Below are 17,685 nucleotides of genomic sequence, written 5' to 3'. Positions count from 1 at the left end.
GAAATTGGCATGACTGTCCATCAGGAGATGCAAAAGTTGTCACAGTAAAGGATTCAGGGGTGGCAGAGGGGGCGGGGGAGGTGCACTTTGGCCCCGGTTTTCCCGAATCCGCATTCGGCTCCAGGCCCGAAATGCCTTGGCAACCGTTGTTTCCCCGACTTTCTGAACTTTTTCGACAAATAGAGGAATTTCAGCGATCGGCACAAAAGGAAACGCCGTACTGCGATTGCTTTCAATATAATTTCCAGCCCCTAACTGATAGAAGTGCAGCGTTTGCCCATCGATTCGCCAGATCTCTGGAACTCCCAGTGCTAAATACTGCTGCAGCTTATCCTTGCCTGACGTGGAGTTGACGCGATCGAGAACCAGATTAGGCGGTGAATCAGGGGCTGAACTGGATGTTTCTGCTTGAGACGCTGCTGCTGGGTGAATGTAGTACCAGCGATTCGCCCGCTCTCTCAGATGGCTCAGGGGAAGATGCCACGATCTCAGGATGGGTTCGCCGCAGGGTCAGGCCCATTTCTTCACAAATCACACCAATTAAAGTATCAACAACCTGTTGCACGTCTTCTGAAGGCAAGGGGGCTGAAACCACAACTCACGTTCCTCTATCCGAATAAACGTGACCTTATCCTACACATAAACGTGACCTTATCCCAAACCAGCGATCGTCCCTTCATCCGGGATTGATCTGGGTGGAGCGGCACAGCAAAACAGGACAGGGAGCGTAATGAATTACATAGTCATCCGTGATGCTCAGTCGAGTGTTACGAATGGGACGGGCGGTTGATTCAGCATCAGGCGTTGTTGGATGGGAACGTCTGCCTTGCAAGGGTGAGAGAAGTGTCCGCCTGCTGAAGTCGTTGCCCAAAATAATTAAATTCACTTGCAGTTCTTGGGCAATTTGGCAAATGAGTGGGCCAGCATCCCCCGTCTGAAATCGAGGTGTAATCGTGACTTGGCCATCCTCGCAGTGAAGAGCCGCGATCGCTCGCTGTAACACCTGCATTCCCTGCTCTTTTTGAACATTCTGCAGCGATTGACTCAACTGCCAACCGGGAGTAGGCGAGAAAAAAGAGCCAAGCAGATAGTTGGCATTTAAGGGGGATTGGATATGTAGCAAGGTAATCGTTTGAATGCCTGCCGGAATCAGTTGCCGAGTTGCCACGATCGCGGCTTGAGTACCAACTGACTCATCCACCACCAGCAACACATGATTCAAGTCAGGACTGTGAGTAGACTGGCGAGAACTTCGGGTAATCAACACACTACAGGGAGCATAGCGGGCGATCGCAGTAGACACACTACCCAGCAGTAACTCTCGTACTCCCCCACCCCGATGGCCCACGGCAATTAATCCCGCCTGAATTGATCGCGCACAATTCAGGATTTCTGTGGTAGGGCGACCCTGCCGTACTTCCACAGAGATCCTGGATAGGGATGGAAAGTCTTCTTGAACAGAGGCTGTCAATTCTTCTAAAGAGGGTGGCAAGCCCGAAGTTGAATGACTGAATTCTTCAGAAACCTCGGTTGCAGGAACTGTTTCTGTTTTGTCCTTAACCGGGGTCGAGTTAGAAGCTGCTTTCTTGACCGATCGCTGCATCCGTTTGGCAACCTTCGGTTGTACCGTTAGTACCATCAGCAATATCGATACAACTCGCGATGTTGGCGACGAGGCTTCTCCTCCAGAGTCCTCTTCAGGTTTGATCTCAGGTTTAAGTAGCTTTCCTTCCTCCTCAGCCTGAAATAAGTGAACTAGAGGACGAATCATTTTCTGCGCCAGACGAGCGCTGGGAGAACCATCCGTCGCCAGTAACAAAGGTGGAAATAAAACGCGGGAATCAGTGTTAAGCATGATGTTTGCGAATATGCACCCAATCTAGCAAACAACCCTCATAGACTCGAATGTTTCTATCTCGGACGTAACATTCCGTAGCCTACTCAACTCTCCACTTTCTGCTTCACGCTTAACTTTCAACTTTTTACTCTCAACTCCTCCATTCCCCGCTCTAAAGCGGCCTGCAGAGCCTGGGTAAATTCCTGGGCTGTTTGCTTTTCGCTGTTCTGTCGGTAGTTGGCTGAATACAGCGGTGGGGCAATATGAATCGTTACCGTGGCTCTGAAAACCGGATCGGGACGGTAATTTAGTGCGATCGGTACCACGGGAATCCCTACTTCCCCTAAAGCACTTTCTGCCTGCAGCACCAACCGGGAGAACCCGGGCTTCAAGGGACGGACGGGCCGATCGCGAACAATGCCTCCCTCTGGAAATAAAACCAGCTTTTTTTGATTTTTCAGCAAGCCGATCGCGTATTTGAAACTGGATACTTGGGGACGGGCTAAATCGACTGGAAAGGCTCCTAACCACCGGATAAACCATCCCTGTATACCAGAGAATTGGTTCGCATTGGTCATAAACCAGAGAGGGTCTACACTCAAGAGCGCCAGCACCAGCGGATCCCAGCGGCTGTAATGTTTGGGGGCCAAGACAACTGGTCCATTCACTGGCAGATACTCCAGTCCCTGAATCCTAATCTGGCTGAAGTAAAGGCTCAGGAACAGGCGGTGGACTGGCAACAATGACCAATAGAGCCAGGGAGAAAAAGCCACCTGACTGAGGGAATCCTGAGCCATAACGAGCCTCTCGATGATTGATTACTTCGCACTGGCATCCTTGATATCTTCCATTGTCTTCACCGTGAGTACTTGCGGCGGTGTGGAATCGGGTGGATACAGGAAGTCAACTTGTACTGTCCGGCGATCGCCCCCCCGCATATTCAGCACAATCAAAGGATCCCCCTCCTGACCCCGCTGCTGCGTCACATGCACGTAGCGGGTTTGAACTTTTCCCTGATCATCCGTATACCGAATTCGGACTGGCCCTCGGAAAAATATCCGATTTTCTGGTGGATTGAAAAATAATAATCCCCCTTTACTCTTGTCATCCTTGAGCGGGGTTTGAATCGTCAAGGCTACCGTCTGCAACTGTTTGGTGGGATTGTAAAGCGGCAAAGTGAGGTTATACTCCACGCCATAATTGCCATGAGCTTGATAGGCTGTATCAGGATACCGGGTTAGCAACTTAGCACTCTGAATCTGGCCAGTTCCCAGGGTTCCCCGGTAAAGCGTACTTAACCCGTAGGAAAAGGCCCGTCCCTTTTGGGGAATGGTCAACTGGTCAGTCTTGGGGTTATCAGTTAACTTCGCCTGCCACTGCGAACCAACGGCAACTCCAGCCACACGCCCGTAAAACACCCTCTCTACATTGGCGTTGGGAGGGGTAGGTGGAATATCACGCGGCCCAGCCAGTCCTCCCCGCACCAAAAGTGTTTGCCACTCTTCAGTGGTGGGTGCCCGTTCTCGTCCCCCTGGCCCAGTTGGAGCATACATTGCCAGACTGGCTGCATACACTGGCCCACTGCTGCGTAAACGAATCAGCGTCGTGCGACCATTGGAACCGGGAATTCCTCCCACTGGAATGGGAAGATTCAGGAGCATTTCATTTTGACCTGGTTGAATAATAATTTCACGAGGCAGGGCTCCCTGGCGACGACCTCGTAATAGGTCATTCATCACGCGGCTTCCCGGCCCTGCATAAACGGTTCCCAGCGGATCATCTACATAAGAAGGTAAGGAAACGAAGGAAGCATCGGGGCGGGTTAAATAGGTTGCCCCCTGTAACACCTCCACTCGGATGGGTTGAGAGGTGGGATTGTTCAAAAGAATGCCGTGAAATAGAGTCCGCAGGGGGCCAGTACTGGCTCTCGCAATATGGTGGGCGAAAACATCAAATCGCCCTTGAAACGGGAAGTTCAAATGAGCTGATGGCAGGGCTTTTCCAGTTGGGGGAAAGGTGGATATCAAGATACCTTCTGTTTGTACCACTTCCGGGCTGTTGCTATTCAGTACTGGAACTGTATCCAGTTTTCCAGGCAAAGGCCGAATCTCCTGGGGTTGAAACACTTCCTGGGTTTGCAGAATTTCTTGGGACGGTAAGGACTCCCGAGGAAGTGTGACCGACTGTGGGGCAATTCTAGGAGTCTGATAAGGTAATGAAGCAGGCGTTGGAACAGCTTGTGCGAGTGTGATTAATGGAAGAATCGACAACATGAGCGAACCTGAATGAATCCTCTAGAGAAGTTTGTCTGGCTGATTCAATAATCCTTTCTGGCTAGATAAACCGTAGGTAAGCCCAGAAGCTTAAGCTTTCCTGGCAGGGAAAACCTCATTTTCTGGTTGGATCTGGTGTTGAGTTGACGAAGCACCCATCAACACTTTCGGCTAGAAAACTTTCTAAAAGCGCTTTAGTACAAGGTTGCGTTCTTTCGAACGTGTCCCTAATACTTGACAAATGACTAATCCTGACGGAAATTTTGTCAGGAAAACTGACCCTTTAAGAACCGAAACAAATTGTAAATCGAAGCGGTCATTTTTCGAGTCCTCCTGCCTGATTTCTTTTTATCCAAAAGGTGAGGAGAAGTTTCCTCAACTCCGTATCCTATCTCACAAGACACCGAAAGGCTACGGATTTATGCGTAAACGGTTACATCAAGTCCCTGAATACCTGGGTCAGCAAATGAGAACCCCTTTCAGTAAATGGACATTGGCGACAGTTTTGCTGTCTACAATCAGTATTTCCATCATGGTTGGAACTGACACAGTATCTCCAGTTCAGGCCAAGCCACCCCTGCTGCTGGCCAGTAATTACTGTGAGGGAAAAGACCGGAATGGAGCAATTTATGGCAAAGCAAAATGTGAATTTCCCAGTGGCAACCGTTATGAAGGTGAACTTTACGGCGGTAGGCGGCAAGGAAAAGGAGTATTTACGTTTGCCAATGGTGCCCGCTGTGAAGGGCAATTCAAAAATGATTTTTTGGAGGGCAAAGGAACGTGTGTCTTTCCCAGCGGCAACCGTTACGAGGGAGAATTTCACAACGGCAAGCGAGCAGGTCGGGGAGTGTTTATCTATAAAAATGGCACCCGTTGTCAGGGAACATTCCAGGACGATGCATTAAATGGCCCTGGCACCTGTATCTATTCCAGTGGAAATCGATATGACGGGATGTTTCAGAATAACCAGAAGCAGGGTAAAGGGGTATTGACTTTAGCGAATGGCATTCGTTGCGAGGGCACATTTCAGGATGACTGGCTGAATGGAACTGCCGTTTGCTTATTTCCTTCTGGAGTACGCTATGAGGGAGAATTTCGAGCTGGCCGACAGATCGGTAGGGGAGTGTATACCCTGACCAATGGTACTCGTATGATAGGCAACTGGAACAACGGGCGATTTGTAGAAGCAAAGCCGCAACCGAATTCAATTCAAAACTTGCAGTTGCTAACTCCGGCCTCAATTCAACAACCCCCAAGTAAATAGCTAGTTCAACTGACCGATGCGTCCATCAGAGCGGTAAAATGGGGTGCCAATCATTTTCTCTAATACTCAACACTAATGATTTCTAGTAACGATTTTCGACCAGGCGTAAGTATTGAGCTAGACGGGGGAGTCTGGCGAGTTGTGGAATTTTTGCACGTTAAACCTGGGAAAGGAGCCGCGTTTGTCCGCACCAAGTTGAAGAATGTACAAACGGGTAATGTGGTGGAGCGCACGTTTCGGGCTGGCGAAACGGTTCCTCAAGCCAATCTAGAAAAGATCACGATGCAACATACCTATAAAGATGGGGACGACTTCGTGTTCATGGATATGGAGACGTATGAAGAAACCCGCTTAAGTGCCAGCCAGATTGGCGATCGCGTTAAGTACCTGAAAGAAGGTATGGAAGCGAACGTGGTGCGATGGAATGATCAGGTGCTGGAAGTCGAGTTGCCAAACTCAGTTGTGCTGGAAGTGACCCAAACGGATCCCGGCGTGAAAGGAGATACGGCCACCGGGGGAACGAAGCCAGCAATCGTGGAAACCGGCGCTCAGGTGATGGTGCCATTATTTATTTCGATCGGGGAAAAGATCAAAATTGATACCCGAACGGATGCTTATCTCGGTCGGGAATCCTGATTTTCGTACATCCCTGGCTCCTCCTGATTCTTAACTCCTGAGTAAGAGGTTTGCGATAGTTGTGTCGTTGAATTTAAATGAACTCCGCGAATTATTGACGGCCATCAACCAGATGGATATTGCGGAGTTGACCCTAAAAAGTGATGATTTTGAGCTAACGGTTCGACGGGGCTTACGGGCTGACGAGCAGCTTTTAACATCTGGATTACATCGAATTGCAGGGGCTGAAGCGGGATTACCTGGAATATTGCCAGCGGCAGCTCCGGTTACTCCTGCTACTTCCGTCGAAGCCAAATCTCCGGAGGGGGGTAGTCCATCTGTTCCTGCCGCTTTTCCTCCCAGCAACGATCGCCGCTGGACTGAAATTCTCTCCCCCATGGTGGGCACCTTCTACCGTGCTCCCGCTCCTGATGAACCGCCCTTTGTAGATGTAGGCGATCGCATTCGTGTGGGGCAAACAGTCTGCATTATTGAGGCCATGAAGCTAATGAATGAAATTGAATCAGAAGTGGCTGGGGAAGTGATTGAAATTCTCGTGCAGAATGGCGAACCTGTGGAATATAATCAACCTCTAATGCGAATTGCACCTGCTTAAGGTGGGTTCTCCCCAATCTTCCAGATCAAAGCCTGCAACAGGCTGGTGAAAAATCCTCTATTTAGTCTCCACACTCTTGCAGTAGAGAAAGTGACTGGCTACAATCTGGGGATCAGTTCCTTTCACACCAACAACCCATGCCCTCTCCCCCGCCCGTTCCGCAAGAGGTGGTTCAGCAACTGGCTGAATACTTCGGTGTTTTAGGTGAACCGATGCGGCTCCGTATCCTGAATCTGTTACGCGATGGCGAAAAGTGCGTGCAAGATCTGGTCGAGGCCACGGGAACCAGTCAGGCCAATGTTTCTAAGCATCTAAAAGTCATGGTGCAGGCGGGCATTCTTAGCCGTCGCAGTGAAGGCACCCAGGCATACTACAGCGTGGAAGATGACCTGATTTTTGAACTTTGCAATCTGGTCTGCGATCGTCTGGCCCGTCGGATTGAGCAGCAGGCTGAGAACTTTCGTGCTTTTAGCTTTGTTGGGAAACAGTAGATCCATGGCTAATTGGGTGGATCAAGCCAGAGAGGCCGTTGCTCATAACAATTGGGCACAGGTAGTAGAGTGTCTGCAGAAGCAGCTTCAGTGTCAGCCTGTTGCTGAAATGACCGAAGCCGAGATCGCTGCATTCATCGGCTTTGGGTTGAACGTATTAGAGTTAGGGGACTTTCAGGAACGCTGGGAAATCGCCAAAGTGTTTCCGGCTCTGGGAGAAGCTGCGATCGCCCCCTTAACCACTCTGATTCAGGATGAACAAGCCGAGATCGACAGCCGCTGGTTTGCTGCTCGGATTCTGGGCACTTGCAATAATCCCACTGCAATCCAGGCTTTAGCTACCTTACTGCACGGCGAAGATGAGGAATTGAGCACGATCGCAGCCGATGCTCTAGCTAATTTAGGGACTGCCACCATTCCAGCGTTAGCCGCTTTACTGGGGCAAGAAGATACACGGTTTCTGGCAGTGCAGGCGCTCGCTCAAATTCACCATCCGGCGGTGATCCCTTCCTTGATGACGGTTCTGCAGGATTCTCAGGTTACCGTTCGTACCCTGGCCATCTCAACCCTCGGTACCTTCCGAGATCGGCAAGTTGCCCAGGCTTTGGTGCCATTCCTCAAAGATCCAGTAGCTTCTGTTCGTTGTGCCACCATCTCCGGCTTAGGCTCTTATCCAGACTTGGCTGACGAACTACCTCTTGTCAATTGGCTGACTGAAAGTTTGTGGGATATTGATCTCGGTGTTTGTCAACAGGCCGCTCTGGCTCTGGGTCGATTGGGTCTGGATACGGGAATTCCACCTCTGGTGCGAGTGTTGCGATCGCCTCACACACCACCTGCTTTACAACGAGATAGCTTCGTGCGCTCGGCTGGATTGGCTCTCAAGCGGCGCTAACAGCTTTACAGAGCCTGTTGTTGGATCATTCTCTGGCTTACCCATTCGAAATTTATCAAGAGATTGTCGAAATCCTGGGCCACTGGGCTGATCCTAGCTTAAAAGGAGTCGCCACTCAGGGACTGCTAGAGAGCCTGTCCTCCCTAAACTTGATTCAACACCATCCCCAACTGCGGCAGGCGATCGCCCTAATGCTGGGTCATCTGAGGCAACCCCAGGCACTGGAGCCATTGATTCAATTGTTAGCCGATCAGGACGATCGTGTGCGACTACATGCTATTGTTGCCCTAAAAATCCTGGATGCTCCCACGGCTTATGAGCGTTTAACTGGCTTGCAAACCAATCAAAGTCTTTCTCAGGAATTACGTCGGGGAGTTGCGCTCGTCTTGCAAGAGTGGTAACTTGAATTGCTCCAATAACATGGTACTATCCCTTTGCTGGGTGAGATAAACCAAGTCCAGTTAGAGAACGGTCATTTTCCCGCTGGAAAAAGTACGGTTCTGAACTTGGACAAGGTTTAATAGCCTCCCAGTTTCATGACTCCATACTGCCATCCATGCAATTGCCAGCTTCTCAGCGTCGAACGAAAATTGTTGCGACCATTGGCCCTGCTACCAGTAGCCCAGAAGTACTACGGGATTTGATTGAAGCAGGTGCTACTACTCTCCGGTTGAACTTTTCTCATGGCACCCATGACGATCATCAGCGCAATATCCGGCTGATTCGGCAAACCTCCTTTGAACTCAACCAACCCGTTGGCATTCTGCAAGACCTGCAGGGTCCAAAAATTCGGCTGGGGCGGTTTGCAGATGGCTCTATTGTGCTGAAAAAGGGCGATCGCTTCATTCTGACCAGCAATCAGATGCTCGGCAATCAAGCAATGAGTTCCGTGACCTATGAACCGCTGGCTGATGAAGTTCCGGAAGGCGCAGTAATTTTGCTGGATGATGGCCGCGTGGAGATGCGGGTGGAAGAAGTTAAGCGATCAGCAGGAGAATTGCACTGCCAGGTGATGGTTGGTGGTGTACTTTCTAACAACAAAGGAGTGAACTTCCCCGGTGTTTACCTCTCCATTAAGGCACTCACCGACAAGGATAAAAAAGACCTGACCTTTGGCCTGGATCAGGGGGTAGATTGGGTCGCCCTCAGCTTTGTCCGAAATCCGCAAGATGTGTTGGAAATTAAAGAACTGATCTCAGCCGCTGGCAAACAGGTTCCTGTGATCGTCAAGATTGAGAAGCACGAAGCCATTCAGGAAATGGAAGCGATCCTCTCGATCAGCGATGGCGTGATGATTGCCCGGGGAGATCTGGGGGTGGAACTGCCTGCTGAGGATGTGCCGATCCTGCAAAAACGCTTGATTACCACCGCGAACCGGATCGGAATTCCCGTGATCACAGCCACTCAGATGCTGGATAGCATGGTGCATAGTCCCCGCCCCACCCGTGCAGAGGTATCAGATGTCGCCAACGCGATTCTGGATGGCACGGATGCGGTGATGCTGTCCAATGAAACGGCAGTCGGTAAGTTTCCCATCGAAGCCGTAAAAACAATGGCTCAGATTGCTCTGCGGATCGAACAGGAGCCGGATGAGCGGATGATCGAAGACAGTGGGCGATCGATCCCTAACGCCATCAGTCAAGCCGTTGGACGCATTGCCGAACAACTGGATGCCGCTGCAATCATGACCTTGACCAAGACCGGAGCTACGGCCCGCAACGTATCCAAGTTTCGGCCTCAAAAACCGATTCTGGCCGTCACTCCTCATGTCGATGTGGCTCGTCAACTGCAATTGGTCTGGGGCGTGAAGCCGCTGCTGGTGCTGGATTTACCCTCAACGGGGCAAACGTTCCAGGCCGCTGTCAATGTGGCTCAGGAAAAAGACCTGCTCAAGGAAGGCGATCTGGTCGTCATGACCGCCGGCACATTACAGGGAGTTTCCGGGTCTACGGATTTGATTAAAGTGGAAGTAGTAACCGCCATTCGAGGTCGGGGGATCGGCATTGGTCAGGGATTGGTTAGCGGCAGAGCACGAATTGTTCACACCGCTTCTGATGCCAGCAACTTTCCGGCTGGAGAAATTCTGATTGCAACCAGTACCACAGCAGAAATGGTCGATGCGATTCGCAAAGCCTCTGGCATTGTCACCGAAGATGGTAGTTTGACCAGCCATGCCGCTGTGATTGGACTACGCCTCAGTGTTCCGGTTATTGTCGGTGTGAAAAACGCGACCTCTGCAATTCGGGACGGAGAGATTGTCACCCTCGATATCCCACGAGGCTTGATTTACGCCGGAACCACCACTCCCCATCAAACCGATGCCGCTCTGTCTTCGGCCTGAGGCGGCTTGGCGACCCCAAAAATAGGACTGGGATCCAGGTTGGTGATCTGCTGAAACTGTTTGGGAGTAATGGTGCTGACGATCGCACAGGGAGCCGTTCCCGCTTGAATCAAGGCATATCCTTCCCAGACTTGAAGTCGTGCATGGGTCTGAGCGAGAAACTCATCTCCTCGTTTCATTGGCACCTGTAACCAGTTTTGGATCAGCGTTTCTACCAGCGCTAGTTCAATCAGGGGTAAGGGATAGTACGCCATCAGCATTTCCAGATAATCATCAAATCCTCGCGAATTGGTTTGATTTAATCGATAACTACTGATGATGTACTTCACTCGTTGTCGCTGGACGGCTTCTTGAAACTCCATGGCCTGCTCCTGATCGCTCCCCTGAGGGAAATCATCTCCTGTGCCACTGTCTAGTCTAATGAACAACTAGACTTAAGCATCCTCCGTTTTTTCTAGATTGCCTTAGCACCGGCCTACAGCTTTCAAGATTTGAGGTAGGCACAGATGAGGACAGGCTAGGATCAGGAGGGAATGATTTGTTTCAACCTCTGCCCTCTGCCCTATCCCTTCCGCCTTCTTTGAGTTCCATGTCTGAACGCACGCCAAATTCGCACCGATCGTCTGTTTCGCCTGAAGTCACTCATGAACTGGATGAGGCGATTCTGAGCTTTGACGATATTCAGGCAGAGTTGAATTACCGACAGGCGCAAACGGTTTTACACAACCTGGTAGCTGGATTAGACCTGACCCCCAGAGAACGCCAGGGGCTAGAGCCGGAGATTACTGGCCTGGAATCGATGATGGATAAGCTTGATCGCCAGGTCGTTCATATTGCCGCCTTTGGCATGGTGGGACGGGGCAAGTCCTCTTTACTGAATGCCCTGTTGGGACAACCCATCTTTGAAACAGGCCCTACCCACGGAGTTACCCGCGATCGCCAGACCGCCGATTGGGTGATTAAACGGGAGGCTCTGGCAGGCAGCGATCGCTCCTTAACGCGAGTCACCTTACCCACCATTAGCGACGCTCACATTGAATTGATTGATACTCCTGGCATTGATGAAGTGGGGGGAGAAGCACGGGAAGCCCTGGCATGGCAGGTGGCCCAGCAAGCAGATCTGATCCTGTTCATTGTGGCTGGGGATATGACCAAGGTGGAATATCAGGCGCTATCGCAATTGAGGCAGGTCAGCAAGCCAATCATTCTGGTGTTTAACAAAATCGACCAGTATCCTGATGCCGATCGCCAGTTGATCTACCGCAAGATTCGGGACGAGCGTGTGAAAGAACTTCTCTCACCGAACGAAATTGTCATGGCGGCCGCATCTCCCCTAGTGGCTAGAGCCGTCAAGCGTCCCGATGGCCGGGTGGTAGCTCAAATGAGTGCAGGCAAACCTCAGATTGAAGACCTGAAGCTGAAAATACTGGAGATTCTCGATCGCGAAGGAAAGTCCCTGGTAGCCATTAACTCCATGCTGTTTGCCGATGATATCAGCGAACGCCTAGTGCAACGGAAGATGGCGATCCGGGAACAAAGCGCCAACCAGATTATCTGGAATGGGGTGATGACCAAAGCTGTGGCAGTTGCCCTCAACCCATTGGCCGTAGTGGATCTGGTGACTAGCGCTGTGATTGATGTGGCGATGATTGTCTCTCTGTCTCGTCTTTATGGATTACCCATGACTCAACAGGGCGCTCTAGCCTTGCTCAAGAAAATTGCCCTGACGATGGGTGGCATCAGTGCCAGTGAACTTCTAGCCAACCTGGGACTCAGTTCCCTGAAAGGACTATTGGGAGTCGCGGCCCCTGCGACGGCAGGAGTTTCCCTGGCAGCCTATGCTTCAGTGGCCCTGACTCAAGCTGGAGTGGCAGGGGTTTCCTCCTACGGGATTGGGCAGGTGGCCAAAGCTTATTTAGCGAATGGAGCCTCCTGGAGAGCCGATGGGCCAAAAGCGGTCGTTACTCGTATTCTGGCCTCTCTGGATGAACGATCGATTCTCAGCCGGATTAAAGAAGAACTACGAGCCAAGTTAGACTTTAATCGTCGAAAACTGTAGCCTTTAGCCATCTTCCATGCGTCAATGCCAGTTGCCTGCTCCCTTACAGCCCGGTGATTTACTGCGGGTGATTACTCCCGGTGGAACTTTACGAGAATTAAATGCCCTGCAAACAGGAGTAGAGGTCTGGCGATCGCGGGGCTATCGGGTCGAACTCACTCCTGGGTTTGACGATCGCTGGGGCTACCTGGCTGGAAACGATGAAAACCGCCGTCAGCAACTACTCACCGCCCTCAAAGATCCAGCCTGTCGGGGTATTCTCTGTGCGCGAGGCGGCTATGGAGGAGCCAGACTGCTGGAAGATTGGGTCTGGTATTTCCGTGACCCTGCCCATCCACCCTGGTTCATTGGCTTTTCCGACATTACCAGCTTGCTGTTCAGCCTCAGTCAGGAGGGCATTTCCGGTGTACATGGCCCCTTACTCACCACCCTGGCCGCAGAACCCGATTGGTCAAGGCAGCGTTTGTTTGATTGGGTAGAAGGTCGTCCCCTTGCCCCTTTACAAGGAACTGGCTGGGGCACTGGTTGGGCCGAGGGCTTGCTACTACCGGTAAATCTCACTGTTGCCACAAACCTATTGGGAACTCCAATAATGCCGGAGCTAACCGGAGTAATTCTGGCGATCGAAGATGTGGGAGAAGCCCCCTATCGGATTGATCGAATGCTGACCCAATGGCGACTGTCCGGTGCTTTTCAGCAAATTCGGGGCATTGCGATCGGTCGCTTCAGTCAATGTACCCCCCCACCCGATATTTCCAGCTTTACAGTGGAGGAAGTCCTGCGCGATCGCCTGCACGATCTGGGCCTCCCGATCGTTTCCGACCTACCCTTTGGGCACGATGGCCCCAATGCCATTTTGCCAGTCGGCATCCCTGCTCGCTTAAATGGAGAGGATGGAGTTTTGAGTTTTGAGTTTTAAGTTCTCAGTTGGCAGGCCAATGATTTTTGCTCCACCCCCTCACCCCTAATCCCCCATCCCCAATCCCAAACCCTAATCCCCAATTCCCAACTCCCTCCATGAGCTTCAACCTTTTCCTGATTCAATTCGTCTTCTTCGCCTGCATGTTCATGCTGTTTCAGGCCACTCGCATGCCGAGGGGATGGCTCTTTGTCACGGTGTTGGTGTTGGGGATTCTGTCGGTCAGCTATGTTCTGGTTCCCTCTGAAGCAGGCTGGATCAGTGCAGTGACCTGGGGCTTGTTGGTGCTGGTGCCTTTAATGGGATATGCCCAAATTAACCATCTGGTGGCGCAGGAACGTTACAGTTTGGCCCATAGACTGGCCTGGATCTTACGCTGGCTGCACCCGGCTGATGGGTTGCTGGAGTACCCTGATATTCTGAAGGCCCAGGCACTGGCGCAGAAAGGCGATCTGGAGATGGCCCGACAAATCTTTAAGCGTTATCAATCCGTTACCACCCCCGTGGGACGCATGGCCACGGCGCTCCTGTATCGTCTGGATGCTAATTGGGATGACCTCTTACGCTGGCTCACTATCCATGTCTCACCCCGACAGTTATTGAAGGATGCAGGCTTGGCGGCGTTGTATGCCCGATCGCTGGGAGAAACCGGAGATTTGAATGGCTTACTGCAGGCCGTAGACCAATTTGAACAACGATTTGGCAGAACGGGCAACCATACCTCTCTAAATCTGGTGAGACTGTATGCGCTGGCCTTTTGCGGACAGACATCTCAAGTGCAGGTACTTCTAGATCGAGCTTTATCCATCTATCCCGATCGCACTCGTCAGTTCTGGATGGCAACCGCAGAAATGGCAGCAGGTCACACCGCGATCGCCCGTCAACATCTCCTGGCCCTCCGCAATCGGTGTGATGCTATGCAGAGACCTGCGATCGATTGGCGGCTTTCCCATCCCTGCGCCCACCCGGAGGTAACTTTGACGGATAGTTCTCGACAAATCCTGGCCCAGATTGAAGTTACGATACAGCAAGAAGCCCGTTATGGCAGCAGAGCTTTCCTCAGAGCAACGACCAGACCCTACGCCACTTATACCCTGATTGCAGCCAATCTACTGGTGTTTGCCCTGGAAACGATCGCAGGAGGCAGCGAAGACTTAGTGGTGTTGTACCGTCTGGGGGCACTCGTTCCTGGAAACGTGCTGGCTGGCGAGTGGTGGCGAATTCTCAATGCCCTGTTTCTCCATGCCGGAATCCTGCATCTCATCGCGAACATGGTGGGGCTTTACTTTTTCGGCATGTTGGTGGAGTCCGCTTTAGGCAGTCGCAAATTTTTACTAGGATATTTCTTCAGTGGTATTGGCTCCATGCTGGTGGTAACGGCTCTGGCCCTGCACGCCAATTTGCTGGATCAGACTACAGTCGGTGCATCAGGAGCGATTATGGGACTGCTTGGCATTGAAGCCGCCATCCTGTTGAAAGGCTGGCGGCAAGAGAGAGCAAGAGTGGCGGCAGAACGGTTTCGCTTAATTCTAACGGTCGCTGTCCTGCAATTTATCTCAGATGTCTTGAATCCCCAGGTGAGTCTGGTTGGTCATACTTCTGGGCTATTATTGGGATTTGCAGTTGGCTGGATACTCTTCAAACCTGGAGAAGGCCGCAGCAAAGGAAAGCAAGAAAGCCCTTTTTCCTCACTTCCCTGAAGCAGCAGGGTTTTGAAAGAATTGACAACGGCATCCCTGTTAGACCATTCCAGAAATCCCAGATATTCAGTAAACAGATCTGATTTCTCCATCAAGATCAACGTTTGCTCGTCTTCTTAAAGTAAGTTTTGTAAATTTCATGAGCAATGGGAACGGCTGCCTCGGCTCCATAGCCTCCATTTTCAACCACAACGGCTAGCGCAATTTGAGGTTTGGCCACAGGGCCAAACCCTGCAAATAGAGAGTTATCCCGCTGACCTAAAACTTCAGCAGTGCCAGTTTTGCCCGCAGTTAGAGGAATGGAGCCATCATTCAAACGACGAGCTGTCCCCTCCTGAACAACCGCTGTTAAGCCCTCTCGGATAACGCTCAGCGCGGCTGGATTGATGCCAATTTTTTTGGGGCGGGTATCAGCTTCGTTAGTTTGGCTGTAGAGCAGATGAGGTTTCACCCGCCATCCGCCATTGGCGATCGCCGCATAGGTAACGGCCAGTTCCAGGGGCGTTGCCTGCACTAATCCCTGACCAATCGACATACTAACCGTATCCCCGCCATACCAGGGTTCTTTGAATAGCTTTTCCTTGTCTGCCGGGGTGGGAACGACACCATAACTGCCACCACTTAGACCCAGATCAGTAGTCCCAATGCCCAGTTGACGGCTCCACTGGGCGATCGCTTCTGGCCCAGTTGCTAAGCCGACCTGATAGAAAAAAGTGTTACTGCTGAAAGCCAAAGCATTCCGAAACCCCAGAACTCCGTAACCTGAGTTGCCATGCTCATGAAATAAATGTCCGCCTAAATTAATTGCCGCATAAGTCATTAAGGCAGAATTGGGGGAGAACTTGCCCGATTGCATTCCGGCTATAGCGGTTACAACTTTAAACGTACTACCTGGTGGATAACCCTGAAGTGCCCGATTCAGGAAGGGATTCTCCTGCGTCTGTAACCGTTCCCAGTCTGCTTTAGAAATTCGCCGAGTAAACAAGTTGGGATCGAAGGTGGGGGAACTGACTAATGCTAATACTGCACCCGTCTTCACATCCAGCACCACTACTGCTCCCCGACGGTTCCCCAAAGCCCGTTCAGCCGTTTTCTGCAAATCCAAATCTAAAGTTAGAACCACTGATTCACCAGAGATAGGAGGCTTTAACCCAAGATCATTAACCTCTCGACCTGTAGCATCCACCTCTACCAGTTGCCCCCCCCAGGTGCCTTGGAGTTTCCGGTCAGCCAACCGCTCAATTCCCATCTGTCCCACCAAAATTCCCAGAGGGTAGTCGGGATGAGCCTTCACATCAGCTTCCGTTGCCTCGCTTAAATAGCCCAACACATGAGCCGCCGTCTTGCCATTCGGATAATATCGGCTGGATTCTCCCCGAATTTCGAGTCCCGGAAAATGACTAGCGTTTTCGGCAAGGGTAATGAAGGCATTGAGGGCCAGATTTCGGCTGATTCGTACGGGTATGGCAGAGCGGTATCCAGCTTGCTGGAGCTTGTCTAAAATTTCCCCCGCCGGAATCTTCAGGATGGGAGAAAGCCGTTCTGCTGTCTGTTTCCACTCTTCTTTGGACTGTTCTCTGGGACGCAGATAGACCGATCGCGATAATCGATTGGCAGCCAGCAATTTTCCATTGCGGTCTAAAATATTGCCTCGATCTGAGGGAATTGGGATCAGCGCAATCCGGTTTTGTTCTGCCCGTTGACGATTATATTGTCCTTGAAGAATCTGTAGCTGTGCCAATCTTAGGCCACAGACTCCTGTCAGCAGCGTACTCACAAGCATTAAAATAATGGCTCGCTGCGATCGCTGCGTTAGCGTAAGATTAACCAAACGACTTTTTGAGCCAAAGGAAAGTCCGCTAGCCATTACTGCCTCACTAACCCCATCACTAGTATGCTGCAAGTCTCAGGCATTCAGAGGTGATCTGGATACGGTTTATTTACTCTTAGCCATTTCTTTAATTTGCCCCAATGCATTCAGATAAAAGAGTTTCCCGAATTGCTGTTTTCCTTACAGTTGTCAAGCCTTTGATAAATATGTTGTGATAGTCATGTGATAGTCAGAGGGTGCCTCCAGGTGACCCCTGGTTTGTTGATTTGAGCAAAGTTAGGGGAATCCTTTGCAATAGATAACCGTTCGTTCAATTGCCCATCCCTGCAGTGCAGGACTCACATTAGGAAAGGTTTGAGATCCCCATGAAGCTCATGGACACCGAAATTAAAGTTGTTGAACCATCTGGTATTTTAAATAATTCTGTGGCGAGTCAACTCTGCCGTGAGGTGAATGAAGTTATCCAGGCTGGTACTCGATTAGTATTAGTAGATTTGCAAGCTGTAACCTTTATCGATAGTTCGGGATTGGGTGGACTGGTTAATGCATTTAAGTCGGCTCGTGCAGCAGGTAGCAGGTTAGTGCTTTGTTCGGTTTGCGATCAAGCCAGGATGTTATTTGAAATCACTGGCATGGATCAGATATTTGAAATCTTCCCTAGTCGTAGTGAGTTTGATCGTGCCCTCGCGATCGCTAATCTGGTGTGAAACTTGCTCGGCAAGTAAGTTAAACCAAGTCCAGCTAGAGAACGGTCATTTTCCGATCAGAGAACCTCCGGTTCTGGACTTGGACAAGGTTTAAATTTCCTGAATTAACTATTGAGGGGTTCGGGGAGCTATAGCTC

At 51.0% G+C, this 17,685-nt stretch carries 17 protein-coding genes and 1 pseudogene; 11 read left to right on the top strand and 7 right to left on the bottom strand.

Features of this window, described 5'->3' with window-relative positions; translation table 11 throughout:
- Positions 1-39: 39 nt before the first annotated feature.
- The 5 genes and pseudogenes from ACUVQO_RS08775 to ACUVQO_RS08755 form a co-directional block, all read right to left on the bottom strand.
- Positions 40-204 carry a hypothetical protein gene (locus ACUVQO_RS08775; RefSeq protein ID WP_445925511.1) on the bottom strand — a complete coding sequence of 55 codons (165 nt, stop codon included), beginning with the start codon at positions 202-204 and terminating at the stop codon, positions 40-42.
- 30 nt (positions 205-234) lie between these two features.
- A pseudogene (locus ACUVQO_RS08770) lies at positions 235-432 on the bottom strand (Uma2 family endonuclease); the annotation flags it as partial.
- Positions 433-676: 244 nt separating this feature from the next.
- Positions 677-1,855 (bottom strand): universal stress protein, encoded by a 1,179-nt coding sequence (locus tag ACUVQO_RS08765; RefSeq protein WP_445925510.1) that lies wholly within the window; start codon positions 1,853-1,855, stop codon positions 677-679.
- A gap of 119 nt (positions 1,856-1,974) precedes the next feature.
- Positions 1,975-2,634, bottom strand: a complete 660-nt coding sequence (locus ACUVQO_RS08760; RefSeq protein ID WP_445925509.1) for a lysophospholipid acyltransferase family protein — start codon at positions 2,632-2,634, stop codon at positions 1,975-1,977.
- A 21-nt stretch (positions 2,635-2,655) separates the two neighbouring features.
- Positions 2,656-4,110: a DUF3370 domain-containing protein gene (locus tag ACUVQO_RS08755; RefSeq protein ID WP_445925508.1), complete on the bottom strand. Its 1,455-nt coding sequence runs from the start codon at positions 4,108-4,110 to the stop codon at positions 2,656-2,658.
- A 532-nt stretch (positions 4,111-4,642) separates the two neighbouring features.
- Here ACUVQO_RS08755 and ACUVQO_RS08750 point away from each other — a divergent pair.
- The 7 genes from ACUVQO_RS08750 to pyk all read left to right on the top strand — a co-directional run bounded on the left by ACUVQO_RS08750 (position 4,643) and on the right by pyk (position 10,332).
- Complete coding sequence (locus ACUVQO_RS08750; RefSeq protein ID WP_445925507.1) at positions 4,643-5,374, top strand: MORN repeat-containing protein; 732 nt, start codon at positions 4,643-4,645, stop codon at positions 5,372-5,374.
- Between the two features lie 75 nt (positions 5,375-5,449).
- Complete coding sequence (gene efp / locus ACUVQO_RS08745) at positions 5,450-6,010, top strand: elongation factor P (protein ID WP_445925506.1); 561 nt, start codon at positions 5,450-5,452, stop codon at positions 6,008-6,010.
- A 61-nt stretch (positions 6,011-6,071) separates the two neighbouring features.
- On the top strand, positions 6,072-6,605 hold the full coding sequence (gene accB, locus ACUVQO_RS08740) for an acetyl-CoA carboxylase biotin carboxyl carrier protein (protein ID WP_445925505.1): 534 nt from the start codon (positions 6,072-6,074) through the stop codon (positions 6,603-6,605).
- Between the two features lie 137 nt (positions 6,606-6,742).
- Positions 6,743-7,096 carry an ArsR/SmtB family transcription factor gene (locus ACUVQO_RS08735; RefSeq protein WP_445925504.1) on the top strand — a complete coding sequence of 118 codons (354 nt, stop codon included), beginning with the start codon at positions 6,743-6,745 and terminating at the stop codon, positions 7,094-7,096.
- 4 nt (positions 7,097-7,100) lie between these two features.
- The gene (locus ACUVQO_RS08730) at positions 7,101-7,991 is read left to right on the top strand and encodes a HEAT repeat domain-containing protein (RefSeq protein WP_445925503.1); all 891 of its coding nucleotides are present in this window, start codon (positions 7,101-7,103) and stop codon (positions 7,989-7,991) included.
- Positions 7,992-8,011: 20 nt separating this feature from the next.
- Positions 8,012-8,392: a HEAT repeat domain-containing protein gene (locus ACUVQO_RS08725; protein WP_445925502.1), complete on the top strand. Its 381-nt coding sequence runs from the start codon at positions 8,012-8,014 to the stop codon at positions 8,390-8,392.
- 155 nt (positions 8,393-8,547) lie between these two features.
- Positions 8,548-10,332, top strand: coding sequence for a pyruvate kinase (gene pyk, locus ACUVQO_RS08720; RefSeq protein ID WP_445925501.1), 1,785 nt, complete (start codon positions 8,548-8,550; stop codon positions 10,330-10,332).
- On the opposite strand, the gene ACUVQO_RS08715 is transcribed toward pyk, so the two are convergent.
- Positions 10,302-10,760: a hypothetical protein gene (locus ACUVQO_RS08715; protein WP_445925500.1), complete on the bottom strand. Its 459-nt coding sequence runs from the start codon at positions 10,758-10,760 to the stop codon at positions 10,302-10,304. The two genes, pyk and ACUVQO_RS08715, sit on opposite strands and share 31 nt — an antisense overlap.
- A 110-nt stretch (positions 10,761-10,870) precedes the next feature.
- On the opposite strand from ACUVQO_RS08715, the gene ACUVQO_RS08710 reads away from it, so the two are divergent.
- From ACUVQO_RS08710 to ACUVQO_RS08700, 3 genes are all read left to right on the top strand, one after another.
- The gene (locus ACUVQO_RS08710) at positions 10,871-12,391 is read left to right on the top strand and encodes a GTP-binding protein (RefSeq protein WP_445925499.1); all 1,521 of its coding nucleotides are present in this window, start codon (positions 10,871-10,873) and stop codon (positions 12,389-12,391) included.
- A 16-nt stretch (positions 12,392-12,407) separates the two neighbouring features.
- Entirely contained in the window at positions 12,408-13,310 is a 903-nt protein-coding gene (locus ACUVQO_RS08705; protein WP_445925498.1) for a S66 peptidase family protein, read from the top strand.
- 98 nt (positions 13,311-13,408) lie between these two features.
- Complete coding sequence (locus ACUVQO_RS08700) at positions 13,409-15,010, top strand: rhomboid family intramembrane serine protease (protein WP_445925497.1); 1,602 nt, start codon at positions 13,409-13,411, stop codon at positions 15,008-15,010.
- A gap of 97 nt (positions 15,011-15,107) precedes the next feature.
- Here ACUVQO_RS08700 and mrdA read toward each other — a convergent pair whose 3' ends face one another.
- Entirely contained in the window at positions 15,108-16,877 is a 1,770-nt protein-coding gene (mrdA, locus tag ACUVQO_RS08695; RefSeq protein ID WP_445925496.1) for a penicillin-binding protein 2, read from the bottom strand.
- Between the two features lie 329 nt (positions 16,878-17,206).
- On the opposite strand from mrdA, the gene ACUVQO_RS08690 reads away from it, so the two are divergent.
- On the top strand, positions 17,207-17,548 hold the full coding sequence (locus ACUVQO_RS08690) for an STAS domain-containing protein (RefSeq protein ID WP_445925495.1): 342 nt from the start codon (positions 17,207-17,209) through the stop codon (positions 17,546-17,548).
- The last annotated feature ends 137 nt before the right edge of the window (positions 17,549-17,685 follow it).

The organism is Leptodesmis sp. (assembly GCF_052746595.1).
This window is presented reverse-complemented; position numbering and strand designations above follow the sequence as displayed.

Coding starts and splice junctions, on each gene's coding strand:
- ACUVQO_RS08765 (WP_445925510.1), bottom strand. CDS start 1,855: ATGCTTAACACTGATTCCCGCGTTTTATTTCCACCTTTGTTACTGGCG.
- ACUVQO_RS08760 (WP_445925509.1), bottom strand. CDS start 2,634: ATGGCTCAGGATTCCCTCAGTCAGGTGGCTTTTTCTCCCTGGCTCTAT.
- ACUVQO_RS08755 (WP_445925508.1), bottom strand. CDS start 4,110: ATGTTGTCGATTCTTCCATTAATCACACTCGCACAAGCTGTTCCAACG.
- ACUVQO_RS08750 (WP_445925507.1), top strand. CDS start 4,643: ATGGTTGGAACTGACACAGTATCTCCAGTTCAGGCCAAGCCACCCCTG.
- efp (WP_445925506.1), top strand. CDS start 5,450: ATGATTTCTAGTAACGATTTTCGACCAGGCGTAAGTATTGAGCTAGAC.
- ACUVQO_RS08735 (WP_445925504.1), top strand. CDS start 6,743: ATGCCCTCTCCCCCGCCCGTTCCGCAAGAGGTGGTTCAGCAACTGGCT.
- ACUVQO_RS08730 (WP_445925503.1), top strand. CDS start 7,101: ATGGCTAATTGGGTGGATCAAGCCAGAGAGGCCGTTGCTCATAACAAT.
- pyk (WP_445925501.1), top strand. CDS start 8,548: ATGCAATTGCCAGCTTCTCAGCGTCGAACGAAAATTGTTGCGACCATT.
- ACUVQO_RS08705 (WP_445925498.1), top strand. CDS start 12,408: ATGCGTCAATGCCAGTTGCCTGCTCCCTTACAGCCCGGTGATTTACTG.
- ACUVQO_RS08700 (WP_445925497.1), top strand. CDS start 13,409: ATGAGCTTCAACCTTTTCCTGATTCAATTCGTCTTCTTCGCCTGCATG.
- mrdA (WP_445925496.1), bottom strand. CDS start 16,877: ATGGCTAGCGGACTTTCCTTTGGCTCAAAAAGTCGTTTGGTTAATCTT.
- ACUVQO_RS08690 (WP_445925495.1), top strand. CDS start 17,207: ATGAAGCTCATGGACACCGAAATTAAAGTTGTTGAACCATCTGGTATT.